General features: G+C 72.6%; 14 protein-coding genes. 7 read left to right on the top strand and 7 right to left on the bottom strand.

Annotated elements, in window-relative coordinates; all coding sequences use genetic code 11:
- The first annotated feature begins 12 nt into the window (after positions 1 to 12).
- Together ACZ4XD_RS30165 and ACZ4XD_RS30160 are read left to right on the top strand one after the other, a co-directional pair.
- The gene (locus ACZ4XD_RS30165; protein WP_468047301.1) at positions 13 to 2,145 is read left to right on the top strand and encodes a phage holin family protein; all 2,133 of its coding nucleotides are present in this window, start codon (positions 13 to 15) and stop codon (positions 2,143 to 2,145) included.
- A gap of 85 nt (positions 2,146 to 2,230) precedes the next feature.
- Complete coding sequence (locus ACZ4XD_RS30160; protein WP_468047220.1) at positions 2,231 to 3,643, top strand: amino acid permease; 1,413 nt, start codon at positions 2,231 to 2,233, stop codon at positions 3,641 to 3,643.
- On the opposite strand, the gene ACZ4XD_RS30155 is transcribed toward ACZ4XD_RS30160, so the two are convergent.
- Together ACZ4XD_RS30155 and ACZ4XD_RS30150 are read right to left on the bottom strand one after the other, a co-directional pair.
- Positions 3,573 to 4,622, bottom strand: a complete 1,050-nt coding sequence (locus tag ACZ4XD_RS30155) for a fatty acid desaturase family protein (protein ID WP_468047219.1) — start codon at positions 4,620 to 4,622, stop codon at positions 3,573 to 3,575. The two genes, ACZ4XD_RS30160 and ACZ4XD_RS30155, sit on opposite strands and share 71 nt — an antisense overlap.
- Positions 4,623 to 4,957: 335 nt before the next feature.
- Positions 4,958 to 5,422, bottom strand: a complete 465-nt coding sequence (locus ACZ4XD_RS30150) for an SseB family protein (protein WP_468047217.1) — start codon at positions 5,420 to 5,422, stop codon at positions 4,958 to 4,960.
- Positions 5,423 to 5,953: 531 nt separating this feature from the next.
- Here ACZ4XD_RS30150 and ACZ4XD_RS30145 point away from each other — a divergent pair.
- From ACZ4XD_RS30145 to ACZ4XD_RS30135, 3 genes are all read left to right on the top strand, one after another.
- Positions 5,954 to 6,418: a hypothetical protein gene (locus tag ACZ4XD_RS30145; RefSeq protein ID WP_468047215.1), complete on the top strand. Its 465-nt coding sequence runs from the start codon at positions 5,954 to 5,956 to the stop codon at positions 6,416 to 6,418.
- Between the two features lie 123 nt (positions 6,419 to 6,541).
- The gene (locus ACZ4XD_RS30140) at positions 6,542 to 7,078 is read left to right on the top strand and encodes a lamin tail domain-containing protein (RefSeq protein ID WP_468047214.1); all 537 of its coding nucleotides are present in this window, start codon (positions 6,542 to 6,544) and stop codon (positions 7,076 to 7,078) included.
- Between the two features lie 192 nt (positions 7,079 to 7,270).
- Positions 7,271 to 7,651, top strand: a complete 381-nt coding sequence (locus tag ACZ4XD_RS30135) for a nuclear transport factor 2 family protein (RefSeq protein WP_468047299.1) — start codon at positions 7,271 to 7,273, stop codon at positions 7,649 to 7,651.
- 22 nt (positions 7,652 to 7,673) lie between these two features.
- Here ACZ4XD_RS30135 and ACZ4XD_RS30130 read toward each other — a convergent pair whose 3' ends face one another.
- The gene (locus tag ACZ4XD_RS30130; RefSeq protein WP_468047212.1) at positions 7,674 to 8,489 is read right to left on the bottom strand and encodes a helix-turn-helix domain-containing protein; all 816 of its coding nucleotides are present in this window, start codon (positions 8,487 to 8,489) and stop codon (positions 7,674 to 7,676) included.
- A 254-nt stretch (positions 8,490 to 8,743) separates the two neighbouring features.
- Between ACZ4XD_RS30130 and ACZ4XD_RS30125 the strand changes: the two genes are divergently transcribed.
- Positions 8,744 to 9,055 (top strand): 4a-hydroxytetrahydrobiopterin dehydratase, encoded by a 312-nt coding sequence (locus tag ACZ4XD_RS30125; protein ID WP_468047210.1) that lies wholly within the window; start codon positions 8,744 to 8,746, stop codon positions 9,053 to 9,055.
- A 12-nt stretch (positions 9,056 to 9,067) separates the two neighbouring features.
- Here the strand turns inward: ACZ4XD_RS30125 and ACZ4XD_RS30120 are convergent, their stop codons facing one another.
- The 3 genes from ACZ4XD_RS30120 to ACZ4XD_RS30110 all read right to left on the bottom strand — a co-directional run bounded on the left by ACZ4XD_RS30120 (position 9,068) and on the right by ACZ4XD_RS30110 (position 12,635).
- The gene (locus ACZ4XD_RS30120) at positions 9,068 to 10,012 is read right to left on the bottom strand and encodes a YihY/virulence factor BrkB family protein (protein ID WP_468047208.1); all 945 of its coding nucleotides are present in this window, start codon (positions 10,010 to 10,012) and stop codon (positions 9,068 to 9,070) included.
- Positions 10,013 to 10,098: 86 nt separating this feature from the next.
- Positions 10,099 to 11,478, bottom strand: coding sequence for a cryptochrome/photolyase family protein (locus ACZ4XD_RS30115; protein WP_468047206.1), 1,380 nt, complete (start codon positions 11,476 to 11,478; stop codon positions 10,099 to 10,101).
- A gap of 77 nt (positions 11,479 to 11,555) precedes the next feature.
- Positions 11,556 to 12,635: a DUF1266 domain-containing protein gene (locus ACZ4XD_RS30110; protein ID WP_468047204.1), complete on the bottom strand. Its 1,080-nt coding sequence runs from the start codon at positions 12,633 to 12,635 to the stop codon at positions 11,556 to 11,558.
- 114 nt (positions 12,636 to 12,749) lie between these two features.
- Between ACZ4XD_RS30110 and ACZ4XD_RS30105 the strand changes: the two genes are divergently transcribed.
- On the top strand, positions 12,750 to 13,637 hold the full coding sequence (locus tag ACZ4XD_RS30105; RefSeq protein ID WP_468047202.1) for a class I SAM-dependent methyltransferase: 888 nt from the start codon (positions 12,750 to 12,752) through the stop codon (positions 13,635 to 13,637).
- Positions 13,638 to 13,698: 61 nt separating this feature from the next.
- Here ACZ4XD_RS30105 and ACZ4XD_RS30100 read toward each other — a convergent pair whose 3' ends face one another.
- Positions 13,699 to 14,490, bottom strand: a complete 792-nt coding sequence (locus ACZ4XD_RS30100; protein ID WP_468047200.1) for a VOC family protein — start codon at positions 14,488 to 14,490, stop codon at positions 13,699 to 13,701.
- Between the last annotated feature and the right edge of the window lie 233 nt (positions 14,491 to 14,723).

Below are 14,723 nucleotides of genomic sequence, written 5' to 3'. Positions count from 1 at the left end.
AACGGCGTGCGGATGCCGAAGTGGAGAGCGCTCAGCGGTGCCCTGTTCCGGGTGCTCGCGGTCTGGCTGGTGTCCAGCCTCACCCTGCTCGTGCTCGCCGGGCTGCTGCCCGACTTCTGGCTCCAGTCGCCGGGCGGTGACAGCCTCACCCGCACAGCCGTCACCGCCGCCCTGGGCGCCGGCGCGTTCGGCCTGCTCAGCGCCCTGGTGTGGCCCCTTCTCGTCCGCGCCCTGCTGCTGGTGCCGGCGCTCGTCCTGGGACTGCTGGTCTTCTTCCTCAACGGCTCCCTGCTGCTGCTCGCCCTCGATCTGATCCCCGAGGGGCGCGGACAGGCCGCACCGGAGACCGCGGTGATCGTCGCGGCCGCGATGTCCGCCGCCTCCTCGGCCACCTCCGCCTTCCTCGCGGTACGCAACGACGAGGCCTACCACCGCCGACTGGTCCGGCTCGCCGGCCGCCGCGGCCGCCGGGCCCGCCCCGCCACCGGCCCGGCCACCCCCGGCACGGTCTTCCTCCAGCTCGACGGCGTCGGCCACGACCTGCTGCGCGAGGCCGTCCGGGGCGAGCGGCCGCTGATGCCGACCCTCGCCCGCTGGACCGGCGACAGCCACCGCCTCACCCCCTGGCGCACCGACTGGTCCAGCCAGACCGGCGCCAGCCAGCTCGCCCTCCTGCACGGCAGCAACGAGGATCTGCCGGCCTTCCGCTGGTACGAGAAGGACACCCGCACCGTCATCGTCAGCAACCGGCCCAGCAGCGCCGCCGCACTCCAGCGCCGCGCCATCGAGCGCACCGGCGACGGCGGACTGCTCGCCTACGACGGCGCCAGCCGCGGCAACCTCTTCAGCGGCGGCGCCGACCAGGTCGCCCTGGTGATGTCGGTGGCGGCCCGGCGCGGCAGACACAACCGCTCCCGGGCCGGCTACTTCGCCTACTTCTCCGACCCGGCCAATGCGACCCGTACCGCCGTCTCCTTCGTCGCCGAGGTCGTCCGGGAGATCGTCCAGTCGCTGCGCACCCGCTTCCGCCGCGAACTGCCGCGCGTCAAGCGCGGCGGCCTCTACCCCGTCATCCGGGCCTTCGCCACGGTCGTCGAGCGCGATGTGGTGGTCGCGGCCGTCATCGGCGACCTGCTCGCCGGCCGCACCGCCATCTACGCCGACCTCGTCGCCTACGACGAGGTGGCCCACCACTCCGGACCCGCCCACCGCGACGCGCTCCAGGTCCTGCGCAGCCTCGACCGGGCCCTCGGGCTGATCGCCAGGGCCGCCCGGCACGCACCGCGCCCGTACCGCATCGTGGTGCTCTCCGACCACGGCCAGAGCCACGGCCCGACGTTCCTGGAGCGCTACGGGCTGAGCCTGGGCGATCTCGTCCGCGCCGGCTGCGGGCTGCCGGTGCCGCGCCGCGCGGGACGCACGCCGAGCGGAGCCGAGGCCAGGGCGGCGGCGCGGGCCGCGCTGCACCGGCCCGAGGAGGCGGCGGGGCAGGGCCAGGAGCGGACGGCCGGGCCGGGCTCGTCCCACCCCCTCGTGCTGGCCTCCGGAAACCTCGGTCTGGTGTCGTTCCCCGATGTGCCCGGCCGGATCACCCGCGAGGAACTGGACCGCAGACACCCCGCCCTGCTCTCCACCCTCGCCAACCACCCCGGTATCGGCTTTCTGCTGGTCCGCTCCGCGGTGCACGGCCCCGTGGTGCTCGGCCCGGCCGGTACCGAGCACCATCTCGACACCGGCCGCCTCATCGGCGCCGACCCCCTGGCACCGTTCGGCGACGGCGCGGCCGACGCGGTACGCCGTACCGACCGCTTCCCGCATGTCGCCGACCTCATGGTCAACTCCGCCTGCGACCCGGCGACCGGCGCGGTACACGCCTTCGAGGAGCAGATCGGCTCGCACGGCGGGCTGGGCGGCGCCCAGAGCCGCCCCTTCCTTCTGTGGCCCGTCGAGCTGACCCCGCCGGCACCGGACGGCGAGCCGCTGACCGGCGCCGAACAGGTGCACCGGGTGCTGCGCCGCTGGCTGGGGGAGGCCGAGGGGCCTCAACTGCCGCTCGGGCCCGCCGCGGACGAAGTCCGGCACGGGGTGCGTCCGCCCGAAGGTTTTTCACCCCAGGACCCCGCCGCGCAGGACAAATCCCGTTGATTTTGGCGGAGGCCACCGATCGCCGACGATGAACCCCGCTCGGTAACCCCGGGTGCACAGCGCACGACGAGAGGCCCACCACGCCATGAACGACCGGCACACGCGCCGCTTCGGTCTGGGAACCGCCACCTGCCTAGTGATGGGCAACATCATCGGTGGCGGCATCTTTCTGCTGCCGGCATCGGTGGCCCCGTTCGGCACCGTCAGCCTCGTCGCCTTCGGCGTACTGACCGTCGGTGCCGTCGCCCTCGCCCTGGTCTTCGGACGACTGGCCGAGCGCCACCCGGACACCGGCGGCCCCTACGTCTACGCGCGTGAGGCGTTCGGCGACTTCGCCGGGTTCCTCTCCGCCTGGTCGTACTGGACCATGACCTGGGTGAGCAACGCCGCACTCGCGGTCGCCATCGTCGGCTATGTCCATGTGCTGCTGCCGGGCCGCCCGTCCGACACCACCGACCTCGCGATCGCCCTCGGCGCGCTCTGGCTGCCGGCCCTCGCCAACTTCGCCGGCACCCGCTACATCGGCCTGGTCCAGACGGTCTCCACCGTCCTCAAGTTCATCCCGCTGCTCTTCATCGCCGTCGTCGGGCTGTTCTTCTTCGACCCGGCCAACCTCGGCTCGTTCCACGAGGGCAGCGGCAGCGCGCTCGGCGGGATGTCCGCGGCCGCCGCGATCCTGCTCTACTCCTACGTCGGTGTGGAGTCCGCCGCGATGAGCGCGGGCGAGGTCCGCGACCCGGAGCGGAACGTCGGCCGGGCCACCGTCCTCGGCACCATCGGCTCCGCCGTGGTCTACCTCCTGGGCACCGTCGCCGTCTTCGGCACCGTCGCCCACGACAAGCTGGTGAAGTCCCAGGCGCCGTTCTCCGACGCGGTGAACGCGATGTTCGGCGGACACTGGGGCGGCACGGTCGTCGCGATCGCCGCCGTCGTCTCGATCATCGGCGCCCTCAACGGCTGGACCCTGATGAGCGCCCAGTCCCCGTACGCCGCGGCCAAGGACGGGCTGTTCCCCGCACCGTTCCTGACCAAGCGGCGCGGGGTGCCGACCTTCGGCGTCATCGCCGCCGGGGTGCTGGCCAGCGCCCTCACGGTGATCAACTACCTGATCGGCTCCGGCGGCGTCTTCGAGATCCTGGTACTGATCACCACCTTCTCGGCGACCGTGCCCTACCTCCTCGCCGCCGGCGCCCAGGTCTACTTCCTGCTCAGCGGCCGCCGCGACAAGGTCCGCCCGGCCCGCTTCGCCCGCGATCTGACCCTCGCCCTGACCGCCTTCGGCTTCACCTTCTGGCTCGTCGCCGGCGCCGGCTACGCCGCGATCTACCAGGGCGTGCTCTTCCTGTTCGCCGGCATCCTCGTCTACGCCTGGATGGCGGCCCGCCGTACCGCGCGCCGGGAGGAGGCGGAAACCGTGACGACGCCGCCTACGCCCGCGGACCACGAAGCGGTTCCCCCGCCCGCCGCAAGTGCCGCAGCGCCTCCGCATACGACCTGACCAGCCCGGTCTCGTGGTACGGGACACCGAGCTCGGCGCAGTACGCCCGCACGATCGTCCGCGCACGCCGCAGATGCGGTGTCGGCATGCTGGGGAAGAGATGGTGCTCGATCTGGTAATTGAGCCCGCCGAGCAGGAAGTCGATCAGCGCCCCGCCCCGGATGTTCCGCGAGGTCAGCACCTGCCGGCGTAGAAAGTCGGGCCGGGGGCCGCCCGTCAGCGTCGGCATCCCCTTGTGATTCGGTGCGAAGGTGCACCCCAGATAGACGCCGAACAGCGCCTGGTGGACGAGCAGAAAGGCGAGCGCCTTACCGGGCGACAGCACCAGGAACAGCGCGCCGAGATACAGCACGATATGCGTCAGCAGCAGCCCCGCCTCGCTGCCCCAGTGCTTCATGGTCGGCGACCGCAGCGCCCGGATGCTCGACACCCGGAGGTTGAACCCCTCCAGCGTGAGCAGCGGAAAGAACAGCTGCGCCTGATAGCGGCCGATGAAGCGGGGCAGCCCCTTGGCGGCCCGCGCCTGGTCCCGTGACCACACCAGGATGTCCGGCGCGACATCCGGGTCCAGCTCCTCGTGGTTGGGGTTGGCGTGATGCCGGGTGTGCTTGTTCATCCACCAGCCGTACGACATCCCCACCCCGAGGTTGCCGAACAGCAGCCCGCCGGTCACACTCGGCCGCCGCCCGCGGAACACCTGCCGGTGCGCCACATCATGGGTGACCAGCGCGACCTGCGCGAACACCACAGCCAGGAACGCGGCCACGGTCAGCTGCCACCAGCTGTCACCCAGCGCGAAGAACGCCACCCACCCCCCGGCGAACGCCAGCGTCACCAGCGCGAGCCGCACCGCGTAGTAGCCGGGCCGGCGCCGCAACAGCCCCGCCGCCACGATGCGCCGCGACAGCCGCGCGAAGTCGCTGCCCGAGTCCGTCGCCGGACCGGCGGCCGGCCGGGAGAATTCCACCCTCGTCGTCATACCGCCGAGTCTTCCGACCCGGCCCTTGCCCGGACAGCCGGTCCACCCCCGCACCGGACCGGGGGCTGGCGCCACCCGAGGGGGTGTGGCTGCCCTCCGGCGGGGCTGCTACCGGGCCGGTCGTGGCGCGCGAGCCATCGGCCCGTTCTTCACCGGGCCGTCACTGCCCGTGCCTGGCGCGGGCCGTCATCGCCCGGGCCAGGCGCCGTCCGTCATCGCCCCGCCCCGCCCCGGCCCCGCCCGGCGCGGTCCGGTATCGGCCCGGGCCTGGCGCGACCGGCGCGGCCGGGGCCCGGCGTGCCGGTCAGGGGCCCGACGCGCCACCGCCCTCCGCGCTATCCGCCCGCGGGCCCGCCGGGCTCCCCGGCCGCGCCACCGCCCTCCGCGCCCGCCTGGCTGAAGACGGGCAGTGCCCGTACCAGGTCGGGGGGAAGGGCGAGGCCCTCCTCGGTGGACGGGTTGACCGCCAGCCACAGATCGTCCGCCGGCCAGTTCGCGGCCAGCTCGACGACGGGGATGCTGAGTGCGGCGCCGGGATCTCCCCCGGCCGCCACCAGCGCGTCCTCGGTGGTGAAGACGGGGATGTAGCGATTGCCGTCCTGCTCGATGACCGGCAGCGAGACAGCGCCCTCCGGTCGCGGCTCCTCGCCCTCGACCGGCGGTGCCTGCGGCAGCAGGGCCATGCTGTTCGCCAGCTCGACCAGGGCGGCCTGGGTATCCGCCTCCGTCGCGGACCGCGCTCCCTCGGCGGACGATGCCTCGCTCGGGGGCGCGTTTTCGTCGGGTGTCGGGGTGCTCATGGCGTGTCCTCTCGTCGGCGTTGCTCACCGACCACCCGCTCGGCACGGGCGGACCCGGATTTGCCGCGGTCGCCGCCGGATGCCGCCCAGCGGCACGGGGCCGGGGCAAGCGTGGCAATACCCCCCAGGCTAGGCCGCCCCCCGTTCTGCGCAACGTCCACCACCAGCGAGGCGGCGGTCCGGCCCGTGAGCAGTGGTGACAGCGAGAGACACACCCCTCACCGACCGCCTGACGGGCCTCCCCGATCCCGTCCCCGACGGTCACCCGAATGGCGGCCCCCCTCGACCTCCGACCGGATCCGGGGCTACCCCAGCCACCCGCTCTGACCTGCACGGATACCAGCCGGTCCGGCCGCGCACAGTACCGCTGCCGTCGGCGGGCGGCAGCGCACCGGGTCCCGCATGACCGCATCAAAGACGCCCCGCCCATACTGACCCCCGAGGCATCGGCATCAGGAGATCCGACCGAGCTCATCTGGGGGTTGCATGAGTACCGGGTCCGACCATCCGGCCTTAGCGGCGAGTCGTTCGATGATGTGGCTTCGTCGAGTGGCGGTGCACCTCGGTGCGATGCATCTGAGTGGCGCGCTGCTGGTGCTCACCTTCCTTGTGCCGCCGGGGTGGGTGCTGGATGCCTACGGAGCGGCGCCGCCCGGCGATCCCACGGCGGATGTGCCACCGGTCATGATTCTGCTGGGCGCCCTGCTCGGCTGTGTGGCCTTCCATGTGGTGGTGCAGATCCCGTCAGGGCTGCTGGGCAGTTGGCTCGGAAGGAGGGGTGGAGTGCTTGCGAGCTATGCGGTCGCCGTGGCGATGGCCGGCGCGCTCACGCTCGTCTTCTTGTGGGGAGTCGTCGGAGTGGCCGATGCCGCCGAACTCGGCTCCTTGTGGCTCGACTACATGGCGCGCGGCGCGTTGGGCCTGGCCGGGTACATCGGGCTGACGTCCGCCCTCTGGCCCCGTCCTGCGCGCCCGTTTCCCGGTGTTGAGGGCTGACGCTTCCTTTCGCTTCGGCCGCTGCCTTCCTGGACGGGGGCGGGGCCTGAACGATCCCTTCCGGTCGTGTTCGGTCGTTGTTGTTCAGCGTGCAACCATCGCCCCCCGTTGCAAGTCCTCCACATGCAACACGAGTTCATCAGACTGTGGAGGGGATCTCTCTTGCCTAAGCGTCCTGCTGTCGCCGCTGCCGCCGTCCTTGCCGGCGCGCTGTCCTTTCTCGCCGCCGCGCCGGCCCAAGCCGCGGAGTACCACTCGGCGTTGAAGATCCGGGGGGTCCAGTACGACGCGCCCGGCCGGGACTCCAACAGCTGCTCCTCGGGCAACACTCACCAGGAGTACCTGACGATCAAGAACTACTCGTCGTCGGCGACCATCAACCTCAAGGGCTACGTCGTCAAGGACGCCACCGGAAACCGCTTCACCTTCACCGCCAGCCACTACCTTGAGCCCGGCGACTACGTGAAGCTTCGGGGCGGCCACGGCACCGATTCCGACCGGTACGACGTGGTCTACCGCGACAACTGCAACTTCCTGTGGAACAACGACCGCGACACGATCTACCTGTACAAGCCCTCCGGCAGCCGCTCGGACGTCCACTCCTACACGAAGAGCGGGTCGGACTCCGACGGCGACGGCTACATCCGCTATCACCGCTGAGCGCTCATTACCTCGTAGGTAATCGACCCTCCCCCCGCCGCCCGGCAAGGTGAAGGCATCGGTTCACGGGCCGGCGCACTCCGGCCCGTGAACCGGTGTCAGGCCGCGATGCCGTTCAGCCGGCATGCGGCACATCGTGCGAGGAATGGGGAGTTCGGGATGACGCAGCATCAGGAGCAGGTCATTCAGCAGGTGTCCGTGGCGGGGGACCGGTACGCCGCGGCCGTCGCGCGGTACTTCGAGGCGTGGAACGCGCGGGAGGAGGGGGCGCTGGGGAAGGCCGTGGAGGCGGCGTTCGGTGCGGACGTGAGGTATACCGATCCGCTGGCGGATGTCGTGGGGCGGGACGGGCTGGCGGCCGCGATCGCCGGGGCCCATGCGCAGTTCCCCGGTTATGAGTTCCGGCAGGTGGGTGCGGTGGACGGGCACCACGACATCGCGCGGTTCGGGTGGGAGCTGGTCAGCCTGGCGGACGGGTCGGCGCCGGTGGCCGGGTTCGATGTGGTGCGGCTGGGGGAGGACGGGCGGATCGGGTCCGTCCTCGGGTTCCTGGACCGGGTGCCGGCTGTGTGAGACCGCCGGTGGCGCCCGCCCCTCATAGCCCCGCCTTGCGCAGATACGCGGCAGTCTCCGGGTCGGCCGGCAGGAAGGTTTCCACGGCCAGTTCGGAGACCGTCACATCCATGGGGGTGTTGAAGGTGGCGATGGTGGAGACGAAGGACAGCACGGTGTGCTGGTGCTCGATCATCATGGGGAGGGCGAAGGGGACGTGCTCACCGAGGGCTGCCTTTTCGCGGCCGCCCGGGGGCAGGGGGTAGGCGCTCACCTCGTCGTAGAGCGCGCGCAGGGGAGCCGAGCGCATCAGGGCCAACTGCCGCTCCATCTGGGAGAGCAGGTGGCCGCGCCACTCCCGGTAGTTGCGGATGCGCGGGGCCAGGCCCTCGGGGTGCATGGTGATCCGCATGGCGTTCAGCGGTGGCTCCAGCAGCGCCGGGGCGACGCCCTCCAGCAGCGTGCTGATCCCGCGGTTCGCCGCCTGGACCTGGTAGGTCCCGTCGACCACCAGCGCGGGAAACGGTTCGTAGCCGGTCAGCAGCCGTTCCATGCCGGCGCGCAGGGCGGTCATCGACGGGTCGTCCAGCGGGGTCTCCGGGAAGGTCGGGGCGTAGCCCGCCGCGATCAGCAGGGCGTTGCGCTCCCGTACGGGGACGTCGAGATGCTCGGCGAGCCGTAGCACCATCTCCTGGCTGGGACGGGAGCGGCCGGTCTCGATGAAGCTGATGTGGCGGGCGGAGGAGTCGGCGCGCAGCGCCAGTTCCAGCTGGCTGATCCGGCGCCGGTCGCGCCATTCGCGCAGCAGCGCGCCCACACCCGTGGTCGTCTCCGGCGACGACGCCGCAGCAGTTGTCATGGGAGGGACGGTAGCCGAGGGGCGGGAGGGGGCGAGCCGGCCGACCCCTACGGGAGGGCCGGGGTGACCAGGGGCGGCGGGCCCCACCCCTACGGGAGAGGTGCCTCCCGCGCCGCCGGTCCGCGCGAAAGGACCGCCGGCGTGACACGCTGGGAACGGCGCGGCCGCCGCGGCAGCGGGGGGCTGCCCGGACCGCGCGACGTATCGGAAGCCGGCTCCTCGGCGGCCGGCCCACACGGCGAGAGGTGAGCGTGATGAGTGCTCAGGTGGAACCGCTCAGTGACAAGGAGATCGAGGAGCGTCTCGCGGAGCTGCCCGGGTGGTCCGTGGAGGGGGACTCGCTGCGCCGTCACTATCTCTTCCACGGGCATGTCCCGGCCGTCGCCATGGTCGTCCATATCGCGCAGATCCAGGAGGAGTTGGGGCACCATGCCGATCTCACCCTGGGCTACAACCGGGTCGGCATCGCGCTGAACACCCACAGCATCGGCGGCCGGGTCACCCACCTCGACTTCGGTCTCGCCCGCCGTATCGAGGACATCGCGCCGGGCCACGGAGTGCGCTGACCCCGCGGCCGCTCAGCTGCCGCTGCGGGGCCGCACCACTCGCCCCGCGCGGGCCAGCTCCACATTGAACTGGGCGCCGGACAGCAGCGACAGGTGGGAGAACCACAGCCAGATCAGGAACACCACCGGGCCGGCGAGCGAACCGTAGAGCCGGTTGAAGGTGCCGACGTACGAGGCGTAAAGGGCGAATGCGGCCGAGGAGATCAGCCAGAGGAGCACGGCGACCACACCGCCGGGGGCGGCCCGGCGCACCCCGCGGGAACTGGGCGGCCCGGAACGGAACAGCACCATCGCCAGCACCGTGGCCAGGAGCAGCAGCAGCGGCCACTTCAGCAGATTCCAGGTCGCCTCGCCCGCCTCGCCGAGCCCCACGGCCCGGCCCAGCGCGGTCGCGATCGGGCCGCTCACCAGCAGCGCCACCGCACTGCTGATCAGCAGCGCCATCAGCAGCAGCGCCGTGCACAGGATGCGCGGCGCCTTGCGCCACGGCGGCCGGTCGTCCTTCGTGCGGTGCATGGCGTGCAGCGCGCGGCGGAACACCGCCAGATAGCTGCACGACGACCACAGCGCACTGATCAGGGCGCCGCCCAGCACCACCCACGCCGCGGTCTGCTGATGCGCCATCCCGACCAGCGCCCGGTGGACGGCCGGGCCCGAATCGGCCGGGGCGAACGAACTGATCTGGTTGATGAGCTGTTCGGTGGCCGGCGGATCGGCGAGGCCGATCAGCGAGACCGTGACGATCAGCGACGGCAGCAGCGCCAGCACCGAGTAGTACGTCAGGCTCGCGGCCCAGTCCGTCACATCGTCGTGCCACACGGACAGTGGCGTACGGCGCAGCGCGGTACGGATCTGGGCCCAGGTCGGCAGTGCGGCCGGCTTCCTCGGCCCCGCCGCCCCGAGTGCCCGGTCCAGCTGTGTCGGGTCCAGCCCGCGGCGCATACCGCTCCCGCCCATGTCGTATCCGTCCTTTCCGTCGGTCCGCCCTGCATCATCTCCCGCCCCGGACGCCGCCCACGACACACGGCCGGCCGGTGCCCCGCTCAGTCCAGCCCGCGTGCCCGCTTGAACCGCACCAGCCCGTCCGCCAGGTCCAGCACCGGATCCGGGTAGTCGTACGCCGCCCGCTCGGGCCCGGACAGCTTCCAGGGCTGGTGCACCGCCGCGCCCGCGAGGCCCGCGAGCTCGGGCACCCAGCGCCGTACATAGTCGCCCCGGGGATCGAACCGCCGGGCCTGGACGAGGGGATTCAGCACCCGGTTGGGCCGGGTATCGGTGCCGGTGCCGGCCACCCACTGCCAGTTGAGCTGGTTGTTCGCCATATCGCCGTCCACCAGCAGATCCAGGAAGTGCCGCGCGCCCACCCGCCAGTCCACATACAGCGTCTTGGTCAGAAAGCTCGCCACCAGCATCCGGGCCCGGTTGTGCAGCCACCCCTCGTGCAGCAGCTGCCGCATCCCCGCGTCGACCACCGGGTAGCCGGTACGGCCCGCCTTCCAGGCCGTCACCTCGGCGCGGTCGAAGCGCCAGCGGTCGCCCCGCGCGCGGTAGTCGGCACGCGCCGCGTCGGGACGGGCCGCCAGCACCTGATGGTGGAAGTCCCGCCAGGCCAGCTGGCGTACGAACGCCTCGGCACCGGCGTCCCGGCGGGCCGCCGCCTTGTGCACCAGCTCCACCGGAGACAGGCACCCGAAGTGCAGATACGGGGACAGCCGCGAGGTGGCGTCGCCCGGCAGATCGTCCTGCCGGTCCTGGTAGTCGGCCATGCCCGACCGCTGCCAGGCCCCGAACCGGCGGCGCCCCGCCCGTTCGCCGCCCTCCGGCAGCGCGGGCGAGGGCGTGCCGTCCGGGCACAGCACCCGCGCGGACGGCAGCTTCTCGGACCGCACCCCGGCGGGGACCCGTACGGAGCGGGGCGCGGGCAGCACCGACCGCCGCTCCGCCGCCTGCCAGCGCCGGAAGTACGGGGTGAAGACCGCGAAGTGGTCCCTGCCCGGCCCGGAGGGCAGCACCGCGCCGGGCGGCAGCGCCGTGATCACCGCGTCATGGACCACCAGGGCCCGCCCCGCCGACGCCAGCTCCGCCCGCAACCGCCGCTCCCTGCGCAGCGCATAGCCGCTCACCCCGGCCGCGAGATGCACCTCCCCGGCCCCGGTCTCCGCCGCCACCCGGCAGGTCTCGGTGACCACATCCCCCGTACGGATGACCAGCCGACCGCCCCGTTCGCGCAGTCCCGCATCGAGATCCGCCAGCGCATCGGCCAGAAAGGCGGCCCGGTTGGGCACCACGAACCCGGCGTCGGCGATGCCCGTGTCGACGACGAACAGCGGTACCACCCGGCGCGCGGCGCGCAGCGCGGCATGCAGCACCGGCTGATCGTGCAGCCGCAGGTCGGAGCTGAACAGGCAGATCGCGACATCCATGCCCTACGTCTACACCGAACGGCGCCGCGCGGGGCGCCGGTCGGGGGCGACCGCCTGTCGGCCGGGCGCCCCGCCCGTCAGGCGAAGGGCAGTCCGCGCCACGGCGAGGACGGGTCCTGGGTGAGCACGCGGTGCAGATGCACCGCTTCCGCGTACTGCGGCCCGAACCAGCCGTTGTCGAACGCCAGCATCCGGCCCAGGGCATAGCCCGCGGCGAACTCCTCCCACGAGCCGTACACCTCCCGCGCCCGCGCGGCGACCTGCTGCACGGCCTGTTCGGCCTGGTGCGGTGCGCACAGCCGGGCGCCCAGGCCCCAGCGGACGAGACCGACGGCATGCGCAAGGTCCAGCGCCACCAGGGACACCACCCGGCCCTCGGCCGGCAGCAGCCCGTCCGCGCGGAACCGCTCCTCGTACCGGGTCACGAGCTCGGGGACGGCAGGCGATTGCGCCGCGTCCCGGGAGCCCGCGCTCTCCGGCTGCTCGCCGGCCGCGTCCTTTGGGGCCCCGGCATCCCGGGCGCGGGCCCGCAGCGCCGTCTCGGTCTCCGCCGGTACGAACTGACCGCCGAGCAGCTGGTCCAGCCGCTGCTGCCAGGTGCCGGGATCGGTCACCGACCACTGGTCGCGCAGGGTCTGGGCGTCCGCGGCGTGGTCGAGGAAGGCCGTACCGAGTTCGTTCCACGGCACGCTGTGGTGCACCGCGATCGGCGCACCGCACGCCAGCCCCTGCGCGACGGGGCCGTGCAGCGGACCCCCGTAGTGCGTGACGAGCAGTCCGCCCGGCCGCACCCCGACCTGGGCACGGACCCGCATCCAGGCGGCCCGGTGGCCGGGTGACGCGGCGAGATACGCGGCGCACGGCGTCCCGGGGTTCACCGCGAGGCGCCACTTGTCGTTCGGCCAGTCCTGTGCCAGTTCCTCGACGGAGACACGGTCGAAGAACTGCTGCGGCTGCCACGGCGGCAGCATGCCGCGGGTCAGGACGGGAATGCATTTCGCACCCGCCGCCGGGTCGTCGTAGACGGGCAGCGGGTCCTGACCCTGCTGGGGTACCGCCAGATACAGATCCTCACCGGCGATTGCCGCGACCTGACCGTCCCAGTCCCCACGCGCCGTTGCTTCGCACAGCCGCCGCTCGGTATCCGTCGGCGGCATCCATCCCGGAGTAGCCACAGGCCAAGACCCTACGATCACCCCTTCTGGCGGGGGAACGGGGGGCCGTTGGCCCGCAGGATTGCACGCGCACCACCCGTCACGGAGGCTCGACGCATGAGCGACCACGACCGTCCCGGACCCGGGCACCACCACCGGCACGACAGCGTCCACCCCGACTGGGAGGTGCTCGGCCCGGACCTCGAACGAGCCGCCGAGCTGTACACGCCGCTCTACGAACAGGCCGCGTCCTGGCTGCGCGAGGCCGCTCCCGGCGGAGTGCGCAGGGTGCTGGACATCGGCAGCGGTCCGGGCGTCGTCAGCTGTCTGCTGGCCCGTGCCTTCCCGGACGCCGAGGTGGTGGCGGTGGATGCCACCGGGGCACTGCTGGAGCGGGCCCGCGACCGGGCGGTGCGCCTGGGCCTCGGCGACCGGGTCCACACCCAACTCGCCGAGGTCCCGGACGGCCTCGACGCCCTCGGCGGCGCCGACCTCATCTGGTCGAGCAAGGCGCTGCACCATGTCGGTGACCAGCGTGCCGCGGTCGCGGCCCTGGCCGCTCATCTGCGGCCCGGCGGACTGCTCGCCCTCGCCGAGGGCGGCCTCACCCCGCGCTTTCTGCCGCGCGACCTCGGCATCGGCCGCCCTGGACTTCAGTCCCGGCTCGACGCCGCCGGTGAGGAGTGGTTCAGCGAGATGCGTGCGGCGCTGCCGGACACCGTCGACGAGACCGAGGACTGGCCGGCCTTCCTCGCCGACGCCGGTCTGCGCGCGCCGGGCACCCGCAGCTTCCTGCTGGATCTGCCGGCCCCGCTGTCCGCCGTCGCCCGCGCCTACGTCGTGACCACCCTGACCCGGGCGCGCGACATGTACGGCGACCGCCTCGACGAGGACGACCGCACCGCCCTGGCCCGCCTCACCGACCCCGAGGACGCCGCCGGGATCACCCGCCGTCCCGATGTCTTCTTCCTGTCGGCGCAGACGGTCCACACGGCGCGGGCGTAGCGGAGCCGGTTCGGTGGGCCGGGGCCGGAAAGCCCCTGGCCACCGGCCTTCCCGGCCCGGATCAGCCCTGATTCATCGGCTTGGGAGCGATGACGGCGAAGGTCGCGCCCTGCGGGTCGCTCACCACGGCCATCCGGCCGGCGATCATGTCGAAGGGCCGCTGTAGCGCAGCGCCGCCGGCCGCGGTCACCTTCTCGACCGTCTCATCGACGTCCGCCACCGAGAAGTACGCCAGCCAGTGCGAGGGGGTGTCGGTCGGCATCTGCTCGGACATCGGCTGCATCCCGCCCACCGGACGGTCGTTCACCTGGAGGGAGTAGTAGTTGTCGGCGCCCTCCATGGGGCTGCTCTCGATGCCGAGGGCCGACTTGTAGAACGCGGCGGCGGCCGACGGGTCGGTGGTGTTGAGCTCGTTCCAGATCAGCGCGCCGTGTTCGTTGACGATGCCGGCGCCGGGGAAGTCCCTGGGCTGCCAGACGCCGAACACCGCTCCCGTGGGGTCGGCCGCGATACACATCCGGCCGAGCGTCATCACGTCCATGACCGGCATCAGGACCGTGCCGTCGGCTCCCCGCACGGCCTCGGAGGTGGCGTCCGCGTCGGCGGCCGCCAGGTAGGTGGTCCACACGGTCGGCGGTGCGGGCTGGCCGCCCATCTCGACCGCGGCCATGATTCCGGCGACCGGCTTGCCGTGGAGCTCACAGACCGCGTAGCCACCGGTCTCCGGGGGCCCGATCTCTCCGGTCCACCCGAAGACCTGCGAGTAGAAGTCGATGGCCGCTTGCTGGTCAGGGGCCGCGAGGTCGATCCAGCAGGGCGTCCCGGGCTGATAGGGAGCTGTGACTTCAGGCATCAAGGCCTCCTCGATGGGGCGCCTCCCGCCGTTGCGGCAGACGGGAGGAGCAGAACGCGGAGGGGTCGCGGCCCCGGTCGGCACGCCTCGGGAGCCACCCCACACTCACCCTCCACAGTCACCGCCGTCCGCCGAGCCCGCCACTCGGGTACGACTCGGGGGGGGGGGGGGGGGGGGGGGGGTGGCCCGCCCAGGGGGGGGGGCGGGCCCGGCGCAAGGGTGGTGGGGCCTGG

Source organism: Streptomyces sp. NPDC029466 (assembly GCF_055574515.1).
This window is presented reverse-complemented; position numbering and strand designations above follow the sequence as displayed.